The 16310-nt window shown below is 24.3% G+C and carries 11 protein-coding genes; 10 read left to right on the top strand and 1 reads right to left on the bottom strand.

The genetic code is table 11. The features are described 5' to 3' along the window. Positions 1-557 precede the first annotated feature (557 nt). The gene (locus NQK76_RS02095; protein WP_004995367.1) at positions 558-791 is read right to left on the bottom strand and encodes a hypothetical protein; all 234 of its coding nucleotides are present in this window, start codon (positions 789-791) and stop codon (positions 558-560) included. A 443-nt stretch (positions 792-1234) separates the two neighbouring features. Between NQK76_RS02095 and mscL the strand changes: the two genes are divergently transcribed. The 10 genes from mscL to tilS all read left to right on the top strand — a co-directional run bounded on the left by mscL (position 1235) and on the right by tilS (position 15962). Continuing rightward, on the top strand, positions 1235-1663 hold the full coding sequence (mscL, locus tag NQK76_RS02100) for a large conductance mechanosensitive channel protein MscL (protein ID WP_004995365.1): 429 nt from the start codon (positions 1235-1237) through the stop codon (positions 1661-1663). A gap of 498 nt (positions 1664-2161) precedes the next feature. Beyond that, positions 2162-4681, top strand: a complete 2520-nt coding sequence (gene secA, locus NQK76_RS02105; RefSeq protein ID WP_370659225.1) for a preprotein translocase subunit SecA — start codon at positions 2162-2164, stop codon at positions 4679-4681. Between the two features lie 38 nt (positions 4682-4719). After that, positions 4720-5814 carry a peptide chain release factor 2 gene (gene prfB, locus NQK76_RS02110; RefSeq protein ID WP_004995362.1) on the top strand — a complete coding sequence of 365 codons (1095 nt, stop codon included), beginning with the start codon at positions 4720-4722 and terminating at the stop codon, positions 5812-5814. Between the two features lie 62 nt (positions 5815-5876). Continuing rightward, the gene (locus tag NQK76_RS02115; RefSeq protein ID WP_255872718.1) at positions 5877-6623 is read left to right on the top strand and encodes a YitT family protein; all 747 of its coding nucleotides are present in this window, start codon (positions 5877-5879) and stop codon (positions 6621-6623) included. 40 nt (positions 6624-6663) lie between these two features. Beyond that, the gene (locus NQK76_RS02120) at positions 6664-8487 is read left to right on the top strand and encodes a nitrilase-related carbon-nitrogen hydrolase (protein WP_255872719.1); all 1824 of its coding nucleotides are present in this window, start codon (positions 6664-6666) and stop codon (positions 8485-8487) included. 11 nt (positions 8488-8498) lie between these two features. After that, entirely contained in the window at positions 8499-9650 is a 1152-nt protein-coding gene (mnmA, locus tag NQK76_RS02125; protein ID WP_004995350.1) for a tRNA 2-thiouridine(34) synthase MnmA, read from the top strand. A gap of 161 nt (positions 9651-9811) precedes the next feature. Next, entirely contained in the window at positions 9812-11101 is a 1290-nt protein-coding gene (hisS, locus tag NQK76_RS02130) for a histidine--tRNA ligase (RefSeq protein WP_054598492.1), read from the top strand. Then, the gene (gene aspS / locus NQK76_RS02135; protein WP_255872720.1) at positions 11101-12843 is read left to right on the top strand and encodes an aspartate--tRNA ligase; all 1743 of its coding nucleotides are present in this window, start codon (positions 11101-11103) and stop codon (positions 12841-12843) included. Before hisS ends, aspS begins: the two co-directional genes overlap by 1 nt. A gap of 5 nt (positions 12844-12848) precedes the next feature. Next, complete coding sequence (locus NQK76_RS02140; protein WP_036690996.1) at positions 12849-13226, top strand: PP-loop family protein; 378 nt, start codon at positions 12849-12851, stop codon at positions 13224-13226. A 1740-nt stretch (positions 13227-14966) separates the two neighbouring features. Continuing rightward, positions 14967-15962 (top strand): tRNA lysidine(34) synthetase TilS, encoded by a 996-nt coding sequence (gene tilS / locus NQK76_RS02145; protein WP_082396477.1) that lies wholly within the window; start codon positions 14967-14969, stop codon positions 15960-15962. The last annotated feature ends 348 nt before the right edge of the window (positions 15963-16310 follow it).

Consider the following 16310-nt stretch of genomic DNA (forward strand, 5'->3'; position numbering starts at 1 on the left):
TCGCAAGAGAGTGAATTATGGAAAGCCGGATGCTGGGAAACTTGCTTGTCCGGTTTGGACGGGGGCTGATTGTAAATAAAACAGCAAAGATAAATCGCTGAATAAAACGCAATTAATCTATCCGTATTTAAATTATTATTAATAAAGGTTATTAAATAAAAGTCATCAACAAAAAATCATTAATAGAGTAGATTTTTGGATTTCTAATCTAAAAATATTGTCATGATTTTGTTAAACTTGTCCAATAATGATTTCAAATAATTGATTATACCATTAAAATTGTTATCAAAATTTACTTAAAAATCATTAATGATGAAATCTTATGAAAGATACTTAAACCATAAATATTGTTATTAATTTTATTAATACGGGAAGCATTATCGTAAAAAAATAATTTAGGTAATTTTTATTTGTTTATAAAAATCAACTAATAAGTTGATTTTTATAATTTTATTAATAGATGGTTAAATTTGAATTAAATTTTTTGTAGTTTGTTTTTTCGAATATATTTATCCATAAAATTTTTATTTTTTTATTCATTTTATCTATCTATTTTTTTATTTTTTGTTGTTATTTTTTTTTATTATTCCTACTTGATAACCTATAAATACAAAAATAATTCCACTAAATACAGTGAAAAAAGATAAAATTAAAGGAAAAAAAATACTCTTATTATTAAACCCGCAAAAATAACCCCATTTATAAAAAAAGTAGGCTAATAAAATTGTTAATAATATAAATAATATCCAAAATAATGTAATACCTGCAAATTGTGTTTCAATATTTTCCATGATTTTATATCCTTATATCCTTATTTATTAATTTTATAAATATAAATAAAAAATTTATTATTAAATGTTATCAATTCTAAAATATATTTTTTACTCTAATAAATATTTTATATTTTTATTTTCATTTTTGTGCTAAATTATATTTTAATAATGACTTATTATTATTTACTATGTCATTATAGCTATATTTTTTTGTATTATTTGACATATTGATTTTTTTATTTTAAAATATATCCGGATATTGCAATATAATATAAATTTTCTAATTTGAAAGTTAAAATTAAAGGTTTTTTATTTTTATATTCGTTAAATGTTTTTTTAAAATATATTTAGTTAATAAATTTTAAACATCTTTGAAAAATACAATATATAATAAAATATTAAGAAATATTGTTATTTTTTTGTATTTAAAAAAATTTTATTAAAAAAAGAGAGGTTTAAAGATGTCATCTGAAAACATTAATTTAAATAAAGTTAAAGAATTTAAAAAAGGATTTCAGGATTTTATTAATAAAGGTAATATTATTCAATTAGCAGTAGCTTTTATATTAGGGCAATTATTTACTAAAGTAGTTAGTTCTTTAGCTACTGACATAATTATGCCTCCTATTAATTATCTTTTTAGCGATACAGGTTCTTCTTTACAAACTTTAAATTGGCAATTAAAAAATAATATTTATTTGAATTACGGAATCTTTTTACAAAATGTTTTTGATTTTTTATCTGTTTCTTTCATTTTATATTTAATTGTTTCTTATTTTTCAAAATATTTTAGTAAAAAAAATCAAAATGAAAATAAAATGACTATTGAACATGAACAAGTTAAACTTTTAAAAGAAATTAAAGACGTTTTAATTAATCAAAATAGGTAAAAATTAATTTTTTTCACTAAGATAATTATTTTATAATAATTGCAAAATTAATTTTAAAGAGTGCTTTTTGTTTCAAAATACAAAAGCGCTCTTTTATTTTTGTTTATATTAATTAATATAGGAATTTTTATTCTTTTATTTATGAAAAATAAATTATTAATATTTCAATTGGTTTTAATAATTTATTAATATTTAGTTTAATATTTAATTAGTAAATTTTAAAATATGGTTTTTTTGGAATGATAATGATTTTGTTGCTAAATAATTAAGCAAAAATATATTTTTTTTAGTAGTTTTGATATAATTAATAGGATAAAACTTATAATTTTTTTTATATAAAATTTAATAAATATATATTTTATATGTTTTTTAATAAAAATAATATATTAAAATTTTATTTTTAATTCGAATAATATTAATGATTATTCGGTAGTTATTGAATTTATTAAAATTTGTATTATTAAAAAATATTTTTAACAAAAAAGGATTTATGATCTGATGATATTAAAATGCGCACAAACAATATTAGACTTTGTAAAGAATTTTTATGATCCTTCTGCTAGATATTTGAAAAAAATTAAAAAAGTTGCTGATAAAATTGACAAATTAAGTCATATTATGTCCCAATTAAAAGATGAAGATTTTCCTAAAGAAACTCTTAAATTGAAACAAAAATTAAAAGAAGGAGTGTCTTTGGATAATATTTTGGTAGAAGCTTTTGCTTTAGCTCGAGAAGCTTCTACAAGGGTAGCTAAAATAACTCCTTATTATGTTCAATTATTAGGAGCTATAGTTTTACATAAGGGTAACATTGCAGAAATGAAGACTGGAGAAGGTAAAACTTTAACAGCTGTTATGCCGGCATATTTAAATGCCTTAGGAGGCAATAGCGTTCATATTGTGACTGTTAATGAATATTTAGCGCGTCGTGAAGCTGAAGGTGTTATTGGGGATATTTTTCGTTTTTTAGGATTAAGTGTAGGTTTAAATCTTAAAAATAAAAGTATTCAAGAAAAAAAAATAGCTTATAATTGTGATATTTTATATTCTACTAATAGTGAAATTGGATTTGATTATTTGAGAGATAACATGGAAAGTGATATCAATAATGTTTTAATGACTCGTGAATATGGTTATGTAATTATTGATGAAGTCGATTCTATTTTAATTGATGAAGCTAGAACTCCTTTGATTATTTCTAATAATGTAACATCTGGTATTAAATTTTATAGAGATGCTGATCGTTTTGCTAAAAGTTTAAAATCTGAACATTATGTGATTGATTTAGAATCTAAAACTATTGAATTAAATGAAGAAGGAATTCGAAAAGCAGAATTATTTTTTAAAATTAATAATTTATATAGTAATCAAAATTCTTTTTTATTACATTTTATTAAAAATGCTTTAAAAGCTTGTTTTATTATGGAAAGAGATAAAGATTATTTAGTACAAAATAATCAAATTGTGATTATTGATCAATTTACAGGTCGTGCTTTAATAGGTCGACAATTCAGTGATGGTTTGCATCAAGCTTTAGAGGCTAAAGAAAATTGTATTATTAAAGCTGAAACTGAAACATCTGCGACGATTACATATCAAAATTTATTTCGAAATTATAAATTAATATCTGGTATGACTGGTACAGCTAAAACCGAAGAAAAAGAATTTATTAGTATATATAATATGAAAGTTATTCAAATCCCTACTAATAAAAAAATGATTCGCGAAGATGCTTCGGACTTAGTTTTTTTAACTTTAAAGGAAAAATGGAAAGCTTTAATAGAAGAAGTTAAAATAAGACATTCTAAAAAACAACCTATTTTGATAGGTACTGTTAGTGTGGAAGTTTCAGAACAAATTTCTAAAGATTTAAAAAAAAATAAAATAGCTCATGAAGTTTTGAATGCTAAAAATCATTTGAAAGAATCTGAAATAATTGCAAAAGCCGGTCACAAAAGTGCTGTTACTATAGCTACCAATATGGCTGGAAGAGGTACAGATATTCGTTTAGCAGAAGGTGTAGCTGAGTTAGGCGGTTTAGCTGTTTTAGGTACAGAAAGGCATGAAGTGCGACGAATTGATAATCAACTTCGCGGACGGGCAGGTAGACAAGGTGATCCTGGTTATACTAAATTTTTTGTATCTGCAGAAGATGATTTGATAAAACGTTTCGGTTCTGATAAAGTTAGTAAGTTAGTTACTTTGCTGCAATATAGTAAACATCAACAAAATAATGCAGTTTCTTCGCGTTTTTTAACGAATTTATTCACTAATATACAAAAAAAAATTGAATCTTCTAATTTCGAATATCGTAAATTTGTTTTAAAATTTGATTCTGTTTTACAGTTACAAAGAGATATTATTTACAAGCAACGTAAAGCAATTTTATCTTCTAATAAGGTTGAAGAAATTTTGTGGAATATTATGGATAAAACTTTAAAAAATAAAGTTAAAAATTTTGTAAATTCGATGAAACAAGATAAATTTCAAAAATTAGATAAACAAGCTATTATAGTTGAATTAATTCATTATTGTGAAATTAATTTTTTTAATAAAAATATTTTAACAAAAACAGATTTTGAAGATAATAATCAAAAAGACTTATCTTATTCTCAAATAGAATCAGTTATTTTAAACAAAGCTCGTAATATTGTAGATTCGCAAAAAAATAAATTTACTTCAGTTGGTATACAAAAATACTTAAATATTATTAAATTAATTATATTAAAAAATATTGATATTAATTTTCAACGTCATATAAATGATATGGATTTATTAAGAAGAAGTATTAATTTTTTAAGTTATGGGCAACAAAATACTTTAACTGTTTACCAACAAGAAGGACAAAAATTTTTTAATCGTATGATTGATAATATTTCTCAAGATATTACAAAAATTGTTTTGAAATCAAATTTTTTTGAAGATTTGTTGGATGATTTAAATCCTACAGAATCATTACAATTAAATAATCGAGATAAAATTAAAATTAAAAAAAATATTAAAAAACCTTGGGATTAATTAAAAAAAATAATTTCCAGAGGGGATAATTATTTATAATGGAAAAATATGAATTTCATCAAATTTTAAATAATTTAAAATCTATTTTATTCAATTTAGAACAAAAAATAGATATCAAAAAAATGTTAGAACAATTGAAATCTTTTAAATTATTAATGGAAAAACCAAATTTTTGGGATAATACACAAGAAGCTGCGCATGTAACTCGAAAATTTAGTCAATTACAAAATAAAATTAATAATTTTACTAATTTACAAAAACAACATCAAGCTTTGACTTTATTATCTTCGGATTATGAGCTTAATGATGCACAAAATTTAACATGGTTAATTTTAGAATTAAAAAAGTTACAAAAAGATATTAAAAATTTAGAAATTGAAGTTTTATTAAATCAAAATTATGATGAAAATAACGCTATTTTAATGTTACATTCTGGCGCCGGAGGTTTGGAATCTCAAGATTGGTGTGAAATGCTTTTTAGAATGTATAAAAAATATGCTCAAAAAAAACAATTCCAATTAGAAATTTTAAATTTACAAACAGGAGAAGAAGCTGGTATTAAAACTGTTAGTTGTCTAATTAAAGGTGTTTATGCGTATGGATATTTTAAATCTGAAAGAGGTATACATCGTTTAGTGCGAAAATCTCCGTTTGATGCTAATTTTAAAAGACATACATCTTTTGCTTCTTGCGAAGTTTTACCAGAGATTAATGAAGAAATTACTGTCGATATTCAAGAACAAGATTTAAGAATAGATGTTTTTCGTAGTAGTGGAGCTGGTGGTCAACATGTAAATACTACTGATTCAGCTGTTCGAATTACACATTTGCCTACTGGTATTGTAGTTAATTGCCAAAATGAAAGAAGTCAAATTCGTAATAAAGAAAAAGCTTTGCAAATTTTAAAAACTAAATTATTTCAATTAGCTTTACAGAAACAAAAAGAACAAGAAGCTAATTTAAAATCAGATCAAAAAGAAATTGGTTGGGGATCTCAAATTAGAAGTTATATTTTTCATCCTTATCAAAAAGTTAAAGATCATCGTACTAATTATGAAAGTTCTCAAATTATGGATATTATGGATGGCGAATTAGATGATTTTATTAATGCTTTTTTAAGAATCAAAAATTAATTTTTTATATTAAAAATTTAAATTTATTTAAAAATATTTTGCTAAAAAGGAATACAAACAATATGAAGAAAGATCAAAAAATTTATAAACAGAATCTTCATAAATGGTTAATACTGATTGTAAATGATATTATTTTAGCAATAACTATATTTGTATTTACTTTAGGAAGTAAATTAAATGTAGGTGGAATTGATGGTTTAGCTTTAACGAGTGCACGTTTATGCAACTTATTTACAAACAATTCTTATTTTATATCGGATAAAATAATGATTTATTTTATGTTTTTGTATAATGTTTTAGCGATAATAATTGGATATAAAATATTTGGTAAAAAATTTATTTTAAAAAGTGCTATTTTGGCTATTATTTTAATGATAGTAATGTATTTTTTGCCTTATATCTTAGGTGAATCAACAATTTTTTTAAATCGTTTAATCATTTGGAATAATGAATATTGGAAATTATTTGTCTCTTCTATATTAGGCGGATTATTAATAGGTTTTACTCAAGCTAATATTAGAAAAATTGGATTCACTACCGGAGGTATGGATATTTTTCAACAAGCTTTAAAAGATATTTACGGAATGAATTTTAAAATTTCTTTATTGATTACTGATGGCATTTTAATATTTTTATCATCTATTTTGGAAAGTTTTGATCAAATAAATTTTTTTAATATGTTTTCGGAGATTATGATAAGAATTTTGTTATCCTTGTCATCTATTTATATTATGGGTTGGATTATGGATAAAAAAGTTATATTTAATTTGATTGAAAATAATAATTCAAAAATGAAATTTGATAAATAAAATCATTTTATTAGAAAGGTTAATTACTTAAAATAACGAAATGTACAAGAATGGATTTTTAAAAATTGAATTAGCCAATCCCAATTTAACTTTGGGGAAATTTGATGAAAATAATGATATTATTTTGAGTGTTTTAGCAAAAAGCAAAGCGAGTTTTGTGGTTTTTCCAGAATTATGTTTAAGCAGTTATACAGCTGGTGATTTTTTTTTTGAAAATGATTTTAACAATAATATTTTAAAATCTTTAGATTATATTATTAAGAAAACTTCTTTTAAAGGAGTTTATATTTTAGGAATGCCATTAGTTTGGCAAGAGATGATTTTCAATGTAGCTATCGTTATACAACAACAAAAAATTTTAGGAATTGTTCCTAAATATACTATTCCGAATTATGAAGAATTTTGTGAAAAAAGATGGTTTACTTCTGGTAATGTTATTCCTGAGATGCAAGAAATTATTTTTTTAAATCAAAAAATCCCTTTTGGTAGTATTTTATTTATTAATGATTTATATAATGTGTGTTTTGGAGTAGAAATTTGTCAGGATTTATGGACTATTAACTCACCTAGTGATTTATTAATCAAAAAAGGGGCACATTTGATTTTTAATTTATCTGCTTCTACAGAGCATTTAGGTAAAGCGCAATTACGTCGCATGGCTGTTATTAATCACTCTCGTAAACAAATTGGTGGTTATTTTTATGTTAGTAACGGTATGAAAAGTGAAATGTCTAATGATGTGGTTTTTTCGAATCATAAAATAGCTGCTATTTTAGGTAATTTGATAGGTGAAAAGGATATTTTTGATTCAGAAACCAATTTAATTATAGATGTTTGTATGGATTTTATTAAACATCAGCGTTTAATTGATACTACTTATGCAGATCAGATATCTGAAGTAAAAAAAATAATAATTCCAAAATCTTATTTTTGTTTAAGAGAAGAAAAAGATTTTATTTTTGAAAAAAAATGGAATATTAAACCTTTTGTTAGTGAATCAGAAGTAAACTCTCAATTAGCTCTTGCTAATCATTTGCAATGTTTATTTTTATGCAATAAATTATCGTCTTGTCCAGATAGTAAAATTTTTTTATCTATAAGTCCTAATTTAAATGATTTCATTAATTTATTAGTAGTTATTCAAAGTTTTAAATTAAACAACAAAAAATTTAATGATTTGAATGTTTTTATAGATGATTCCGACATTTTGTTTCTCGATGTAATTCAGGATTTTTTGCAAAAAATAGGAATTGATAATTATAGAAAATCTTCATTATTAGATTATAATGATTTATCGAATAACAATAAAAATATAAATATATTTAATCATAATTCGTTATCAATTGATCAAACAGGAATTAATATTTTTTTAGAAAATCATAATTTATCTGATATTAGTTTAGGTAGATTTACAAAAAGTTTTTATAATTTTGATTTAAGTTTTAATTTGAATATTGGTTTATCAGATACTTTAATAGCAGAATTAGTTTTTTTTCATCTAGAGAGAAATGATATATTTGCAAAATTTCAGGATTTAAAATCTTTTTATAGAAAGCAAGCCACTTTGCAATCAAATAATGAACATGTTATTAAAAAAGATTTTATTTTATATTATTATTTAAAATATAGTTTAACTTTAGAAAAAATTGCTTTTTTATTATCTAAAACGTTTGATATTTCTATAGAAAGCAGTTTAGATTTAACTTCGCAAATTTTAAAACGCTTTTATCAAAGTCAATATCAAAGAAATTATACATCTTCGGGTCCAAAAATTTTTGAAAATAGTTTGTTAGAACGCGCAGAAACCAATTTAATCTCCAAATTAAATTTAAAATTTTTATCTTTAAATTCGAAGAAAAAATAAAAAAGATTATTGTGAAAAAAAAAGTTATTATTGGTTTATCTGGTGGTGTCGATAGTAGTGTATCTGCGTTTATTTTAAAAAAAAGAGGGTACGATGTTGAAGGCGTTTTTATGCGTAATTGGGATAGTGGTTTAAATTATGATTTTCGAGGAAACCCTTTTATTAAACAATCTATTTGTCCTCAAATACAAGATTTTAAAGATGCCCAAAAAATTGCTGAACAATTAAAAATTAATTGTCATTTTGTTGATTTTTCTCAGGCATATTGGGATAAAGTTTTTTCTTATGTTTTAAAACTTTTTAATCAAAATTTAACCCCGAATCCTGATGTTTTGTGTAATAATTATATTAAATTTGCTATCTTTTCGGATTATGTTAATCGTAAATTTAAACCAGATTATATTGCTATGGGTCATTATGCACGTATTCAAGTTATAAATGGTGATCCGATTTTAAAAAAAGCTGAAGATCAAAATAAAGATCAAAGTTATTTTTTGTCTCAATTACAAAAAAAACAATTAACTAAAATTTTATTTCCTATAGGTGATTTAACTAAAATTCAGGTAAGAAAAATAGCTTATCAAGAAAATTTAGTGACAGCTAATAAAAAAGATTCTACAGGCATTTGTTTTATTGGAGAAAGAAGATTTGCAGATTTTTTACAAAATTATTTACCTATTAATAAAGGTTTAATTAAAGATACTAAAGGTAATATTTTACCTAAAAAACATTTGGGAGTGTTTTATTATACTATTGGTCAACGTAAAGGTTTAAATTTAGGTAATCTACCTTGTTGTAATTCATCCCCTTGGTATGTGGTAGGAAAAGATTTAGCGACTAATACTCTCTATGTAGAACAAAATTCTGATAGTATCTATTTATACAGCGATTCTGCTTTAATTATTAATGTTATTTGGCGAGATTATAAAAATTTTCGATATCCAAATATTATGACTTTAAAATCAAAATTTCGTTATCGACAACCTGAGCAAGAAATAAAAGCATATTGGATTGATTATCGACAATTAAAAATTTTTTTTAAAGAAAGGATTAAAGCGGTAGTTCCTGGCCAGATATGTGCTTTTTATTATGAAGATTTTTGTTTAGGAGCAGGAATGATTCAAGAAGTTTATTATAAAAATAAAAAGCGTCAATATGTTTAAAGTTATTATTAATTAATAATTATTATATGAAGTATAAGTTTTAAATATAATTATTGAATAATTGAAATATTATTTATATGATATTATAAAAAACAATTTGTAATAACTTAATTTAGGGTTTTTTATGCAATGATGGTTTAAAAGGGATATTAAAGTTAGTTATGAATATTAAGAAAATTAAAGGTACTAAAGATTTTTTTCAAGAAGAAATGTTACATTTACAATTCATAGAAAAAAATTTAAAAAAAATTATTGAGAAATATCATTTCCAAGAAATACGTACCCCTATTTTAGAGTATCATGATATTTTTTATCATGCTACACCTCAATCTGAAATGGTTAATAAGGAAACTTATCAATTTTTAGATAAAAAAGGTCGAAAAATTGTCTTAAGACCAGAAGGAACGGCTGGTATCGTTCGTAGTTATTTAGAGAATAAGCTTTATAATTTTGATGATATTTATAAATTTTATTATTGTGGTCCTTTTTTTAGATATGAGAGACCTCAATATGGTCGATATCGTCAATTTCATCAAATAGGCATTGAAATGTTAGGTAATTATTATGATTTATCTGAATTAGAAATTTTTTGTTTAGTTAATGAAATTTTAATTTTTTTTAATTTACCTCAGGCAAAAATTAAAATTAATCATTTGGGTAATGCGCAAACACGTCAAAATTTTATTAAAATTTTTTCTGATTATTTGCAAAATTTTTCATCAGATTTATGCCCTTTATGTTTAAAACGTAAGCAATTTAATATTTTAAGGATTTTTGATTGTAAAATTTGTCAAAATAAAATTTTTTTAAAACAAGCCCCATTAATTTTAAATTTTTTAGATTCATCTATTAAACATCAATTTGAAATATTTTTATCATCGTTAAAGAAAGAAAATATTAATTTTTGTGTTGATCCGACTTTAGTTAGAGGTTTAGATTATTATACGGATATAGTTTTTGAAATTGCATTATCTATACCTAATGAAGAACCTTTTGAATTAATTTTAGGTGGTGGTGGTAATTATAATGATTTAATTTATCATTTTGAAAGTAAAAAAAAGATTAAAGCTATAGGATTTGCTATTGGCATAGAACGATTAATGCTGGCTTTGCAGTATAATAATTTTTGGCAAAACATTGATTATAAATCATTAGATGTATGTGTGTTATCGGTTGATTATTCAGTCAATTATGAATCTTTTAGATTAATTCAAAAATTACGCCAAAATAATATTAATGCCGAAGTTATTTATAATACTGATGGACTTAATTTAACTAAATGTATTAAAAAAGCTTTAAAATTAAAACCTAATTATCTTATTTTTATAGGTGCTAAAGAATTGAAAGAAAATTTTTTGACAGTTAAAAATACTACTACAAAAATAATTTATAATGTTAATTTAAAAAATATTATTACTTTTTTAAAAAAGGAGTTAACTTTACAATCGTAATGAGCAAATATAGCTATAATAATAATGAAATTAATTTAAAAAATCAAGGTGAACAGGTATTTTTAAAAGGTTGGATTGCTCGTAAGCGCAATTTAAGCAATAAAATGTTTTTAATGTTGAGAGATTTTTCAGGATTAATACAATTAGTTATAGAACAAAACCATAAACAATATTCAGAAATATCTAAAATACCAATAGAAACTGTTGTCGAAGTTAAAGGTTTAGTGGTGGAAAGAATTAGTAAAAATCCTAATTTAAAAACTGGTGATGTCGAAATTATTATAAACCAATTGTATGTTTTATCAGAAGCGCAACCCTTACCTTTATTAATTGAAGATAAAAATACTAGTAATGAAAGTCATAGATTAAAATATCGTTATTTGGATTTAAGAAAAGAAAAACAAAAAAAATATTTATTACAAAGACATTATATTACTCAAAATATACGTCAAATTTTAATATCTCAGGGTTTTTTTGAGTTAGAAACTCCTATATTAGCGAAATCTACACCTGAAGGAGCTTTGGATTATTTAGTACCTTCGCGTTTGTATCCTGAATCTTTTTACGCTTTACCTCAATCTCCGCAATTATTTAAACAATTATACATGATTGCTGGATTTGAAAAATACTTTCAAATAGCGCGTTGTTTTCGCGATGAAGATTTGCGATCAGATCGTCAGCCAGAATTTACCCAAGTTGATATAGAAATTTCCTTTTGGTCTCAAGAAGAAATTATGAATTTAGTAGAAAAAATTATGATATGTTTGATTAAAAATTTTAAAAATTATGAAATCGATAAACCTTTTTTTAAATTAACTTATGATCAAGCTATGAAAAAATATGGTTCCGATAAACCTGATTTAAGATTTGATTTATGTATAGAAAATTTGACGAATTTTTTTGATTTATCATTGATATCATCAGAAATGATTAATAAATTGCATATTTTAGGTATTAGATTTTTTTTATCCGAAAAATCATTATTAAATAAAAAAACAATTTTACAATATTGTCGTTGGATTAAAAATCAATATAAATTAGATTTGTATTATTTGATTAAAATTAATGATAAAATTGAAGGTAACTTTGTTAATGCTTTAAATAAAGAATTAAATTTTTTAACAAATAATGAATATTGTTTTTTTGTATTTGATTTATCTATGGGAAAATCTTATAACGCTTATGAATCTTTAGGTTTTTTAAGAAATAAATTAGCAAAAGATTTAAATTTAATTGATCCTCAAAAATTATCTTTATTGTGGATCATAGATTTCCCTTTATTAATTTTTGATGATATAGACAATAAATATAAAGCTATGCATCATCCTTTTACTAAACCGGAAGATTATTTAACTTTGGATCAAAATCCTCATGAGACGAAAGCATGTGCATATGATTTAGTTTGTAATGGTTATGAGATTGGCGGCGGTTCTTTAAGAAATTATCAATACGATTACCAAAAAAAAATATTTCATAAATTAGGTTTTTCTGAAGCAGAAATGCATAAACAATTTGGTTTTTTTTTAGAAGCTTTGCGATACGGTACACCTCCTCATGGTGGTGTCGCTTTAGGTTTAGATCGAATTGTTATGTTATTGACTGATACAGATAATATTAAAGATGTTATTGCTTTTCCTAAAACTCAAACAGCACAAGATTTGATGTTACAGGCGCCTGCTACTGTAACTCAAGAACAATTGAATATTTTAAGTTTATCATTTTTATCTAAGGAAAATAATTGAAATTTATGTTTTTATTATCATTAGCTATTTCATTAAAAAGAGAATATAAATATGTCATTTCAGTTAGCGGTGGCGTTGATTCTATGACTTTATTAGATTATTTATATTCTAGAAAATTTCAAATAATTGTAGTTCATTTTAATCATTTAAAGCGAGAACGATCTTATCAAGATAAAGTTTTAGTAAACGAATATTGTCAATTACGTAAAATACCTTTTTATTATTTTGAATTAAATTTGGGAAATAAAAATTTTCAAAATCAAGCTAGTTTAACTCGGAAATTTTATTTGCAAAAAATAGCTGTTCAATATCAAACTCGTTATATTGTTACAGCTCATCATTTAAATGAGGGCGCGAAAGAAACATATAATTTTGTAATTTAACAAATTATTTGGGAACGGATGATTCCTAAAGGTCACGTAAACACTGCAAAGTGGGCTTGATTAATTATCTCGAAAGAGTAATTAATAACAGCAAAAGCACGAAAGCAAAATGAGGTGAAACAACTAACCAAAAAGTTATTGCCAGACCAGAAGTCAAGGAGAAGGTGTGAATCCCTAAGCGGTTAAAAAGCGTCGTAATAATAAACCTATACTCGGTAAGTTGTTATTTAATCCGAGACAAGCTTTAATGGAACAAAATTATTAATCATTTTTAATTTTGTATCATCCCGAGCAGTCATTAAATTGGCAAATTAAAGGACTCTTATTATTTAATATAAGTTTAAATAATAGCCTCAGTTTTAAATTAACTGTAAACCGCACCTAAAACTTCATGTAGAATTATATCGTAACTTCGATCTCCCTAAAAGCACCACCAAAGGGTTAAAACTAACAGCTGTTAGGCTCAAGGGAAAAGCGAAACTTACAGTAGTCGTCAGTTTAATTCTAGAATTGGAATATTTTAGAAGAACCTGACCACGGCGAAGGGTAATAACCTTTACATGGCGAAAGAGTTTCAATATCTGTAATCAGATATTAGGCGCCGGATGCTTGGAAACTTGCTTGTCCGGTTCTGTGGGGGGCTAGTTTGGAATATATAATGAAATAAATTTATTATTAAACTCAACTATTCTATCCCGATTTTAGCAGAAACTATTTTATTAAAATTATCACGAGGAAGTTCTGGGCGCCCAAGAAGCCTAAATATCGAGTGATTTAACCAATCACCAGTGTGATAAACACTGACAGGCTAAGAACGGTTCCGGAATGGAAACACTCAGGGATTACAGCAGTTCTTAAAAGCGGGTTGCGATGAAGTAGTTAGTCAAGAAGATACCGCCACCGAATGATTTTAAGGATAAGCCTGAAAGGGCCTAAGAAGCTAAGAAGATGTAATACTCGAACCTGTTCTGTAAACTACTTAAACCGGACAGTCCAGAGCCTATCAATATTAAAGAACTGTATTGGATAGTTTATCAATTAAAAACCTGGAATCTCACCGTTTCCATAACGGTTATACTTCACCTAAGGAATCAAGGTCGATATTTAGAGTAACTGGGAGAATCCTAAAGGTTAGTTATTAAATTAACTAATAATGAAATAAAAGTCATTAGGCTCAAGGATAAAGCGACTTTTTAGTAGTCGGAGGAGTAAAACTTAATTTGGAATAATTAAGTTAATCGCCCTCCCAAGATGAAGGTTAACGACCTTTATAGGGCAAAAGAAGTCAGTAATTTATTGTTTATTCAGTGTGGGAAGTTGGTGGATACGCAAATAACTGTTTTAGAGCGAAAAGCTAAACTTTTTAGTAAACATGGAATATTATTCAAAATCGTTCTTTCAATAATTAAGGTATTAAAAAGGTTTAAATATGGGATTAATAACAAATTCTGGTTCACAAGTACAGTGGAACAACAGATAGACTATTAATGGTATCAAGCTCAAAAAGATTGAGTAATACCGCCGCTAATACGTTAACGGTTATTATCAATTATGACTAGTTATACAAGTTATTATCCCAAAAAGGTAAGGTAAAATCCTAAGATTTCGAGATTTATCCCGCTATTAAAGAGCGATTAATTCCGAAGGTTATGAAGCTAATATTAACTTTCCAAAAAGACCGATAAGAATAAACAACTAATCCGTGGTAACACAAAGTTAGTCCGATAAAAAGGATAAATTATGGCAAGCCGGATGCTTGGAAACTTGCCCGTCCGGTTTAGATGGGGGCTGTTGGTAATAGATAATCAAAATATAAATTTGATTATTGAAACGCAAATAATCTATCCATATTTATTAGGATATAGTGGTATGCAACCTATTTATTTGATTGAAAAATTTGTGTTTTTAAAACCGTTTTTATATCTTTCTAAAGACAAAATTATTAATTATGCTAACCAAAAAAAAATTTCTTTTTTGGAAGATGAAACTAATCAAAATGATTATTATTCTAGAAATAGAATTCGTAAATTTGTAATCCCTTATTTACAAAAAGAACATAATTTTTTAAAAAATATTTATAAATTTCATATTCAAATAACAGAAATTTATCAATTAGTAAAAGAACAAACAAATTTATTTTTAAAATATCATGTTAATCAACAATATTATTGTTTAGAGGTTTTTTGTAAATTGAATATAGTTATCCAAAAAAATATTATTTTATATTTATTGGATGATAAAAAAATAAATAAAAATTTTGTTTTAATTAATAATATTATTAAATTATTAAATAATAATAATAAACCTTATTGTCAACTTAAATTAAACGATCAATGGCAAATATCTAAAAAATATTATAAATGGCAATTAGCTCCTTTAGCTAGAACAGAAAATAATATTAATAAATCAAAACCTATTTTATATGTACACCATGATCGCAAAATATATCCCAAATATATGACGCAAAAAGAGATTTTTTATAGTAATGGGCAGATAATTTTCCCTTTAATTGTAAGAACAAGACTATCGGGAGATATATTGGAATTTAAATTTGGAAAGCAAAAATTAAAAAAATTTTTAATTAATTGTAAAATACCTATTATACAAAGAAATAAATTATTATTAATAGTAGATCAAACGCAAAAAATTATTTGGATTCCTTGTTTATATCATAATGAAACTTTAGGGGAAGGTAAAATTATAACTCTTGCTATCGAGAATATTAAACAGGTTTAAATAAATTGTAATTTTATCAATCACGAGCGTTAATTAACGCTAAAAAGGATATAAATCGGTCCTTTATTAAAGAAAATAATAAATAATTATATTATTTTGGCAAAAGCATAAATGGGAGAACATCTTTATTTTTACTTTTTTTAAAAAATAAAAAAATTTGTAGTTAAGTCCTTAATTAATTTATATGTTATGATTGTCTAGCTTATGATCGATTTCATATTAAAACAAGCGTCAGGAATCATTGCCAAATTAGGTTTCGCAGTTCATAAAATCCACTGCATAATTTATTTAGTCCAAAAACTTTTTTGTCATCTTGATGGTACATTGAAAATAATGCCTCAATAAAAT

The sequence above is a fragment of the Candidatus Phytoplasma australasiaticum subsp. ipomoeae genome (assembly GCF_024425275.1).
GTDB classification, from domain to species: Bacteria; Bacillota_I; Bacilli_A; order Acholeplasmatales; family Acholeplasmataceae; genus Phytoplasma; species Phytoplasma australasiaticum.

Bases quoted from the DNA above. Each gene is read 5' to 3' on its own strand.
- NQK76_RS02095 (WP_004995367.1), bottom strand. From the start codon at position 791: ATGGAAAATATTGAAACACAATTTGCAGGTATTACATTATTTTGGATA.
- mscL (WP_004995365.1), top strand. From the start codon at position 1,235: ATGTCATCTGAAAACATTAATTTAAATAAAGTTAAAGAATTTAAAAAA.
- secA (WP_370659225.1), top strand. From the start codon at position 2,162: ATGATATTAAAATGCGCACAAACAATATTAGACTTTGTAAAGAATTTT.
- prfB (WP_004995362.1), top strand. From the start codon at position 4,720: ATGGAAAAATATGAATTTCATCAAATTTTAAATAATTTAAAATCTATT.
- NQK76_RS02115 (WP_255872718.1), top strand. From the start codon at position 5,877: ATGAAGAAAGATCAAAAAATTTATAAACAGAATCTTCATAAATGGTTA.
- NQK76_RS02120 (WP_255872719.1), top strand. From the start codon at position 6,664: ATGTACAAGAATGGATTTTTAAAAATTGAATTAGCCAATCCCAATTTA.
- hisS (WP_054598492.1), top strand. From the start codon at position 9,812: ATGAATATTAAGAAAATTAAAGGTACTAAAGATTTTTTTCAAGAAGAA.
- aspS (WP_255872720.1), top strand. From the start codon at position 11,101: ATGAGCAAATATAGCTATAATAATAATGAAATTAATTTAAAAAATCAA.
- NQK76_RS02140 (WP_036690996.1), top strand. From the start codon at position 12,849: ATGTTTTTATTATCATTAGCTATTTCATTAAAAAGAGAATATAAATAT.
- tilS (WP_082396477.1), top strand. From the start codon at position 14,967: ATGGCAAGCCGGATGCTTGGAAACTTGCCCGTCCGGTTTAGATGGGGG.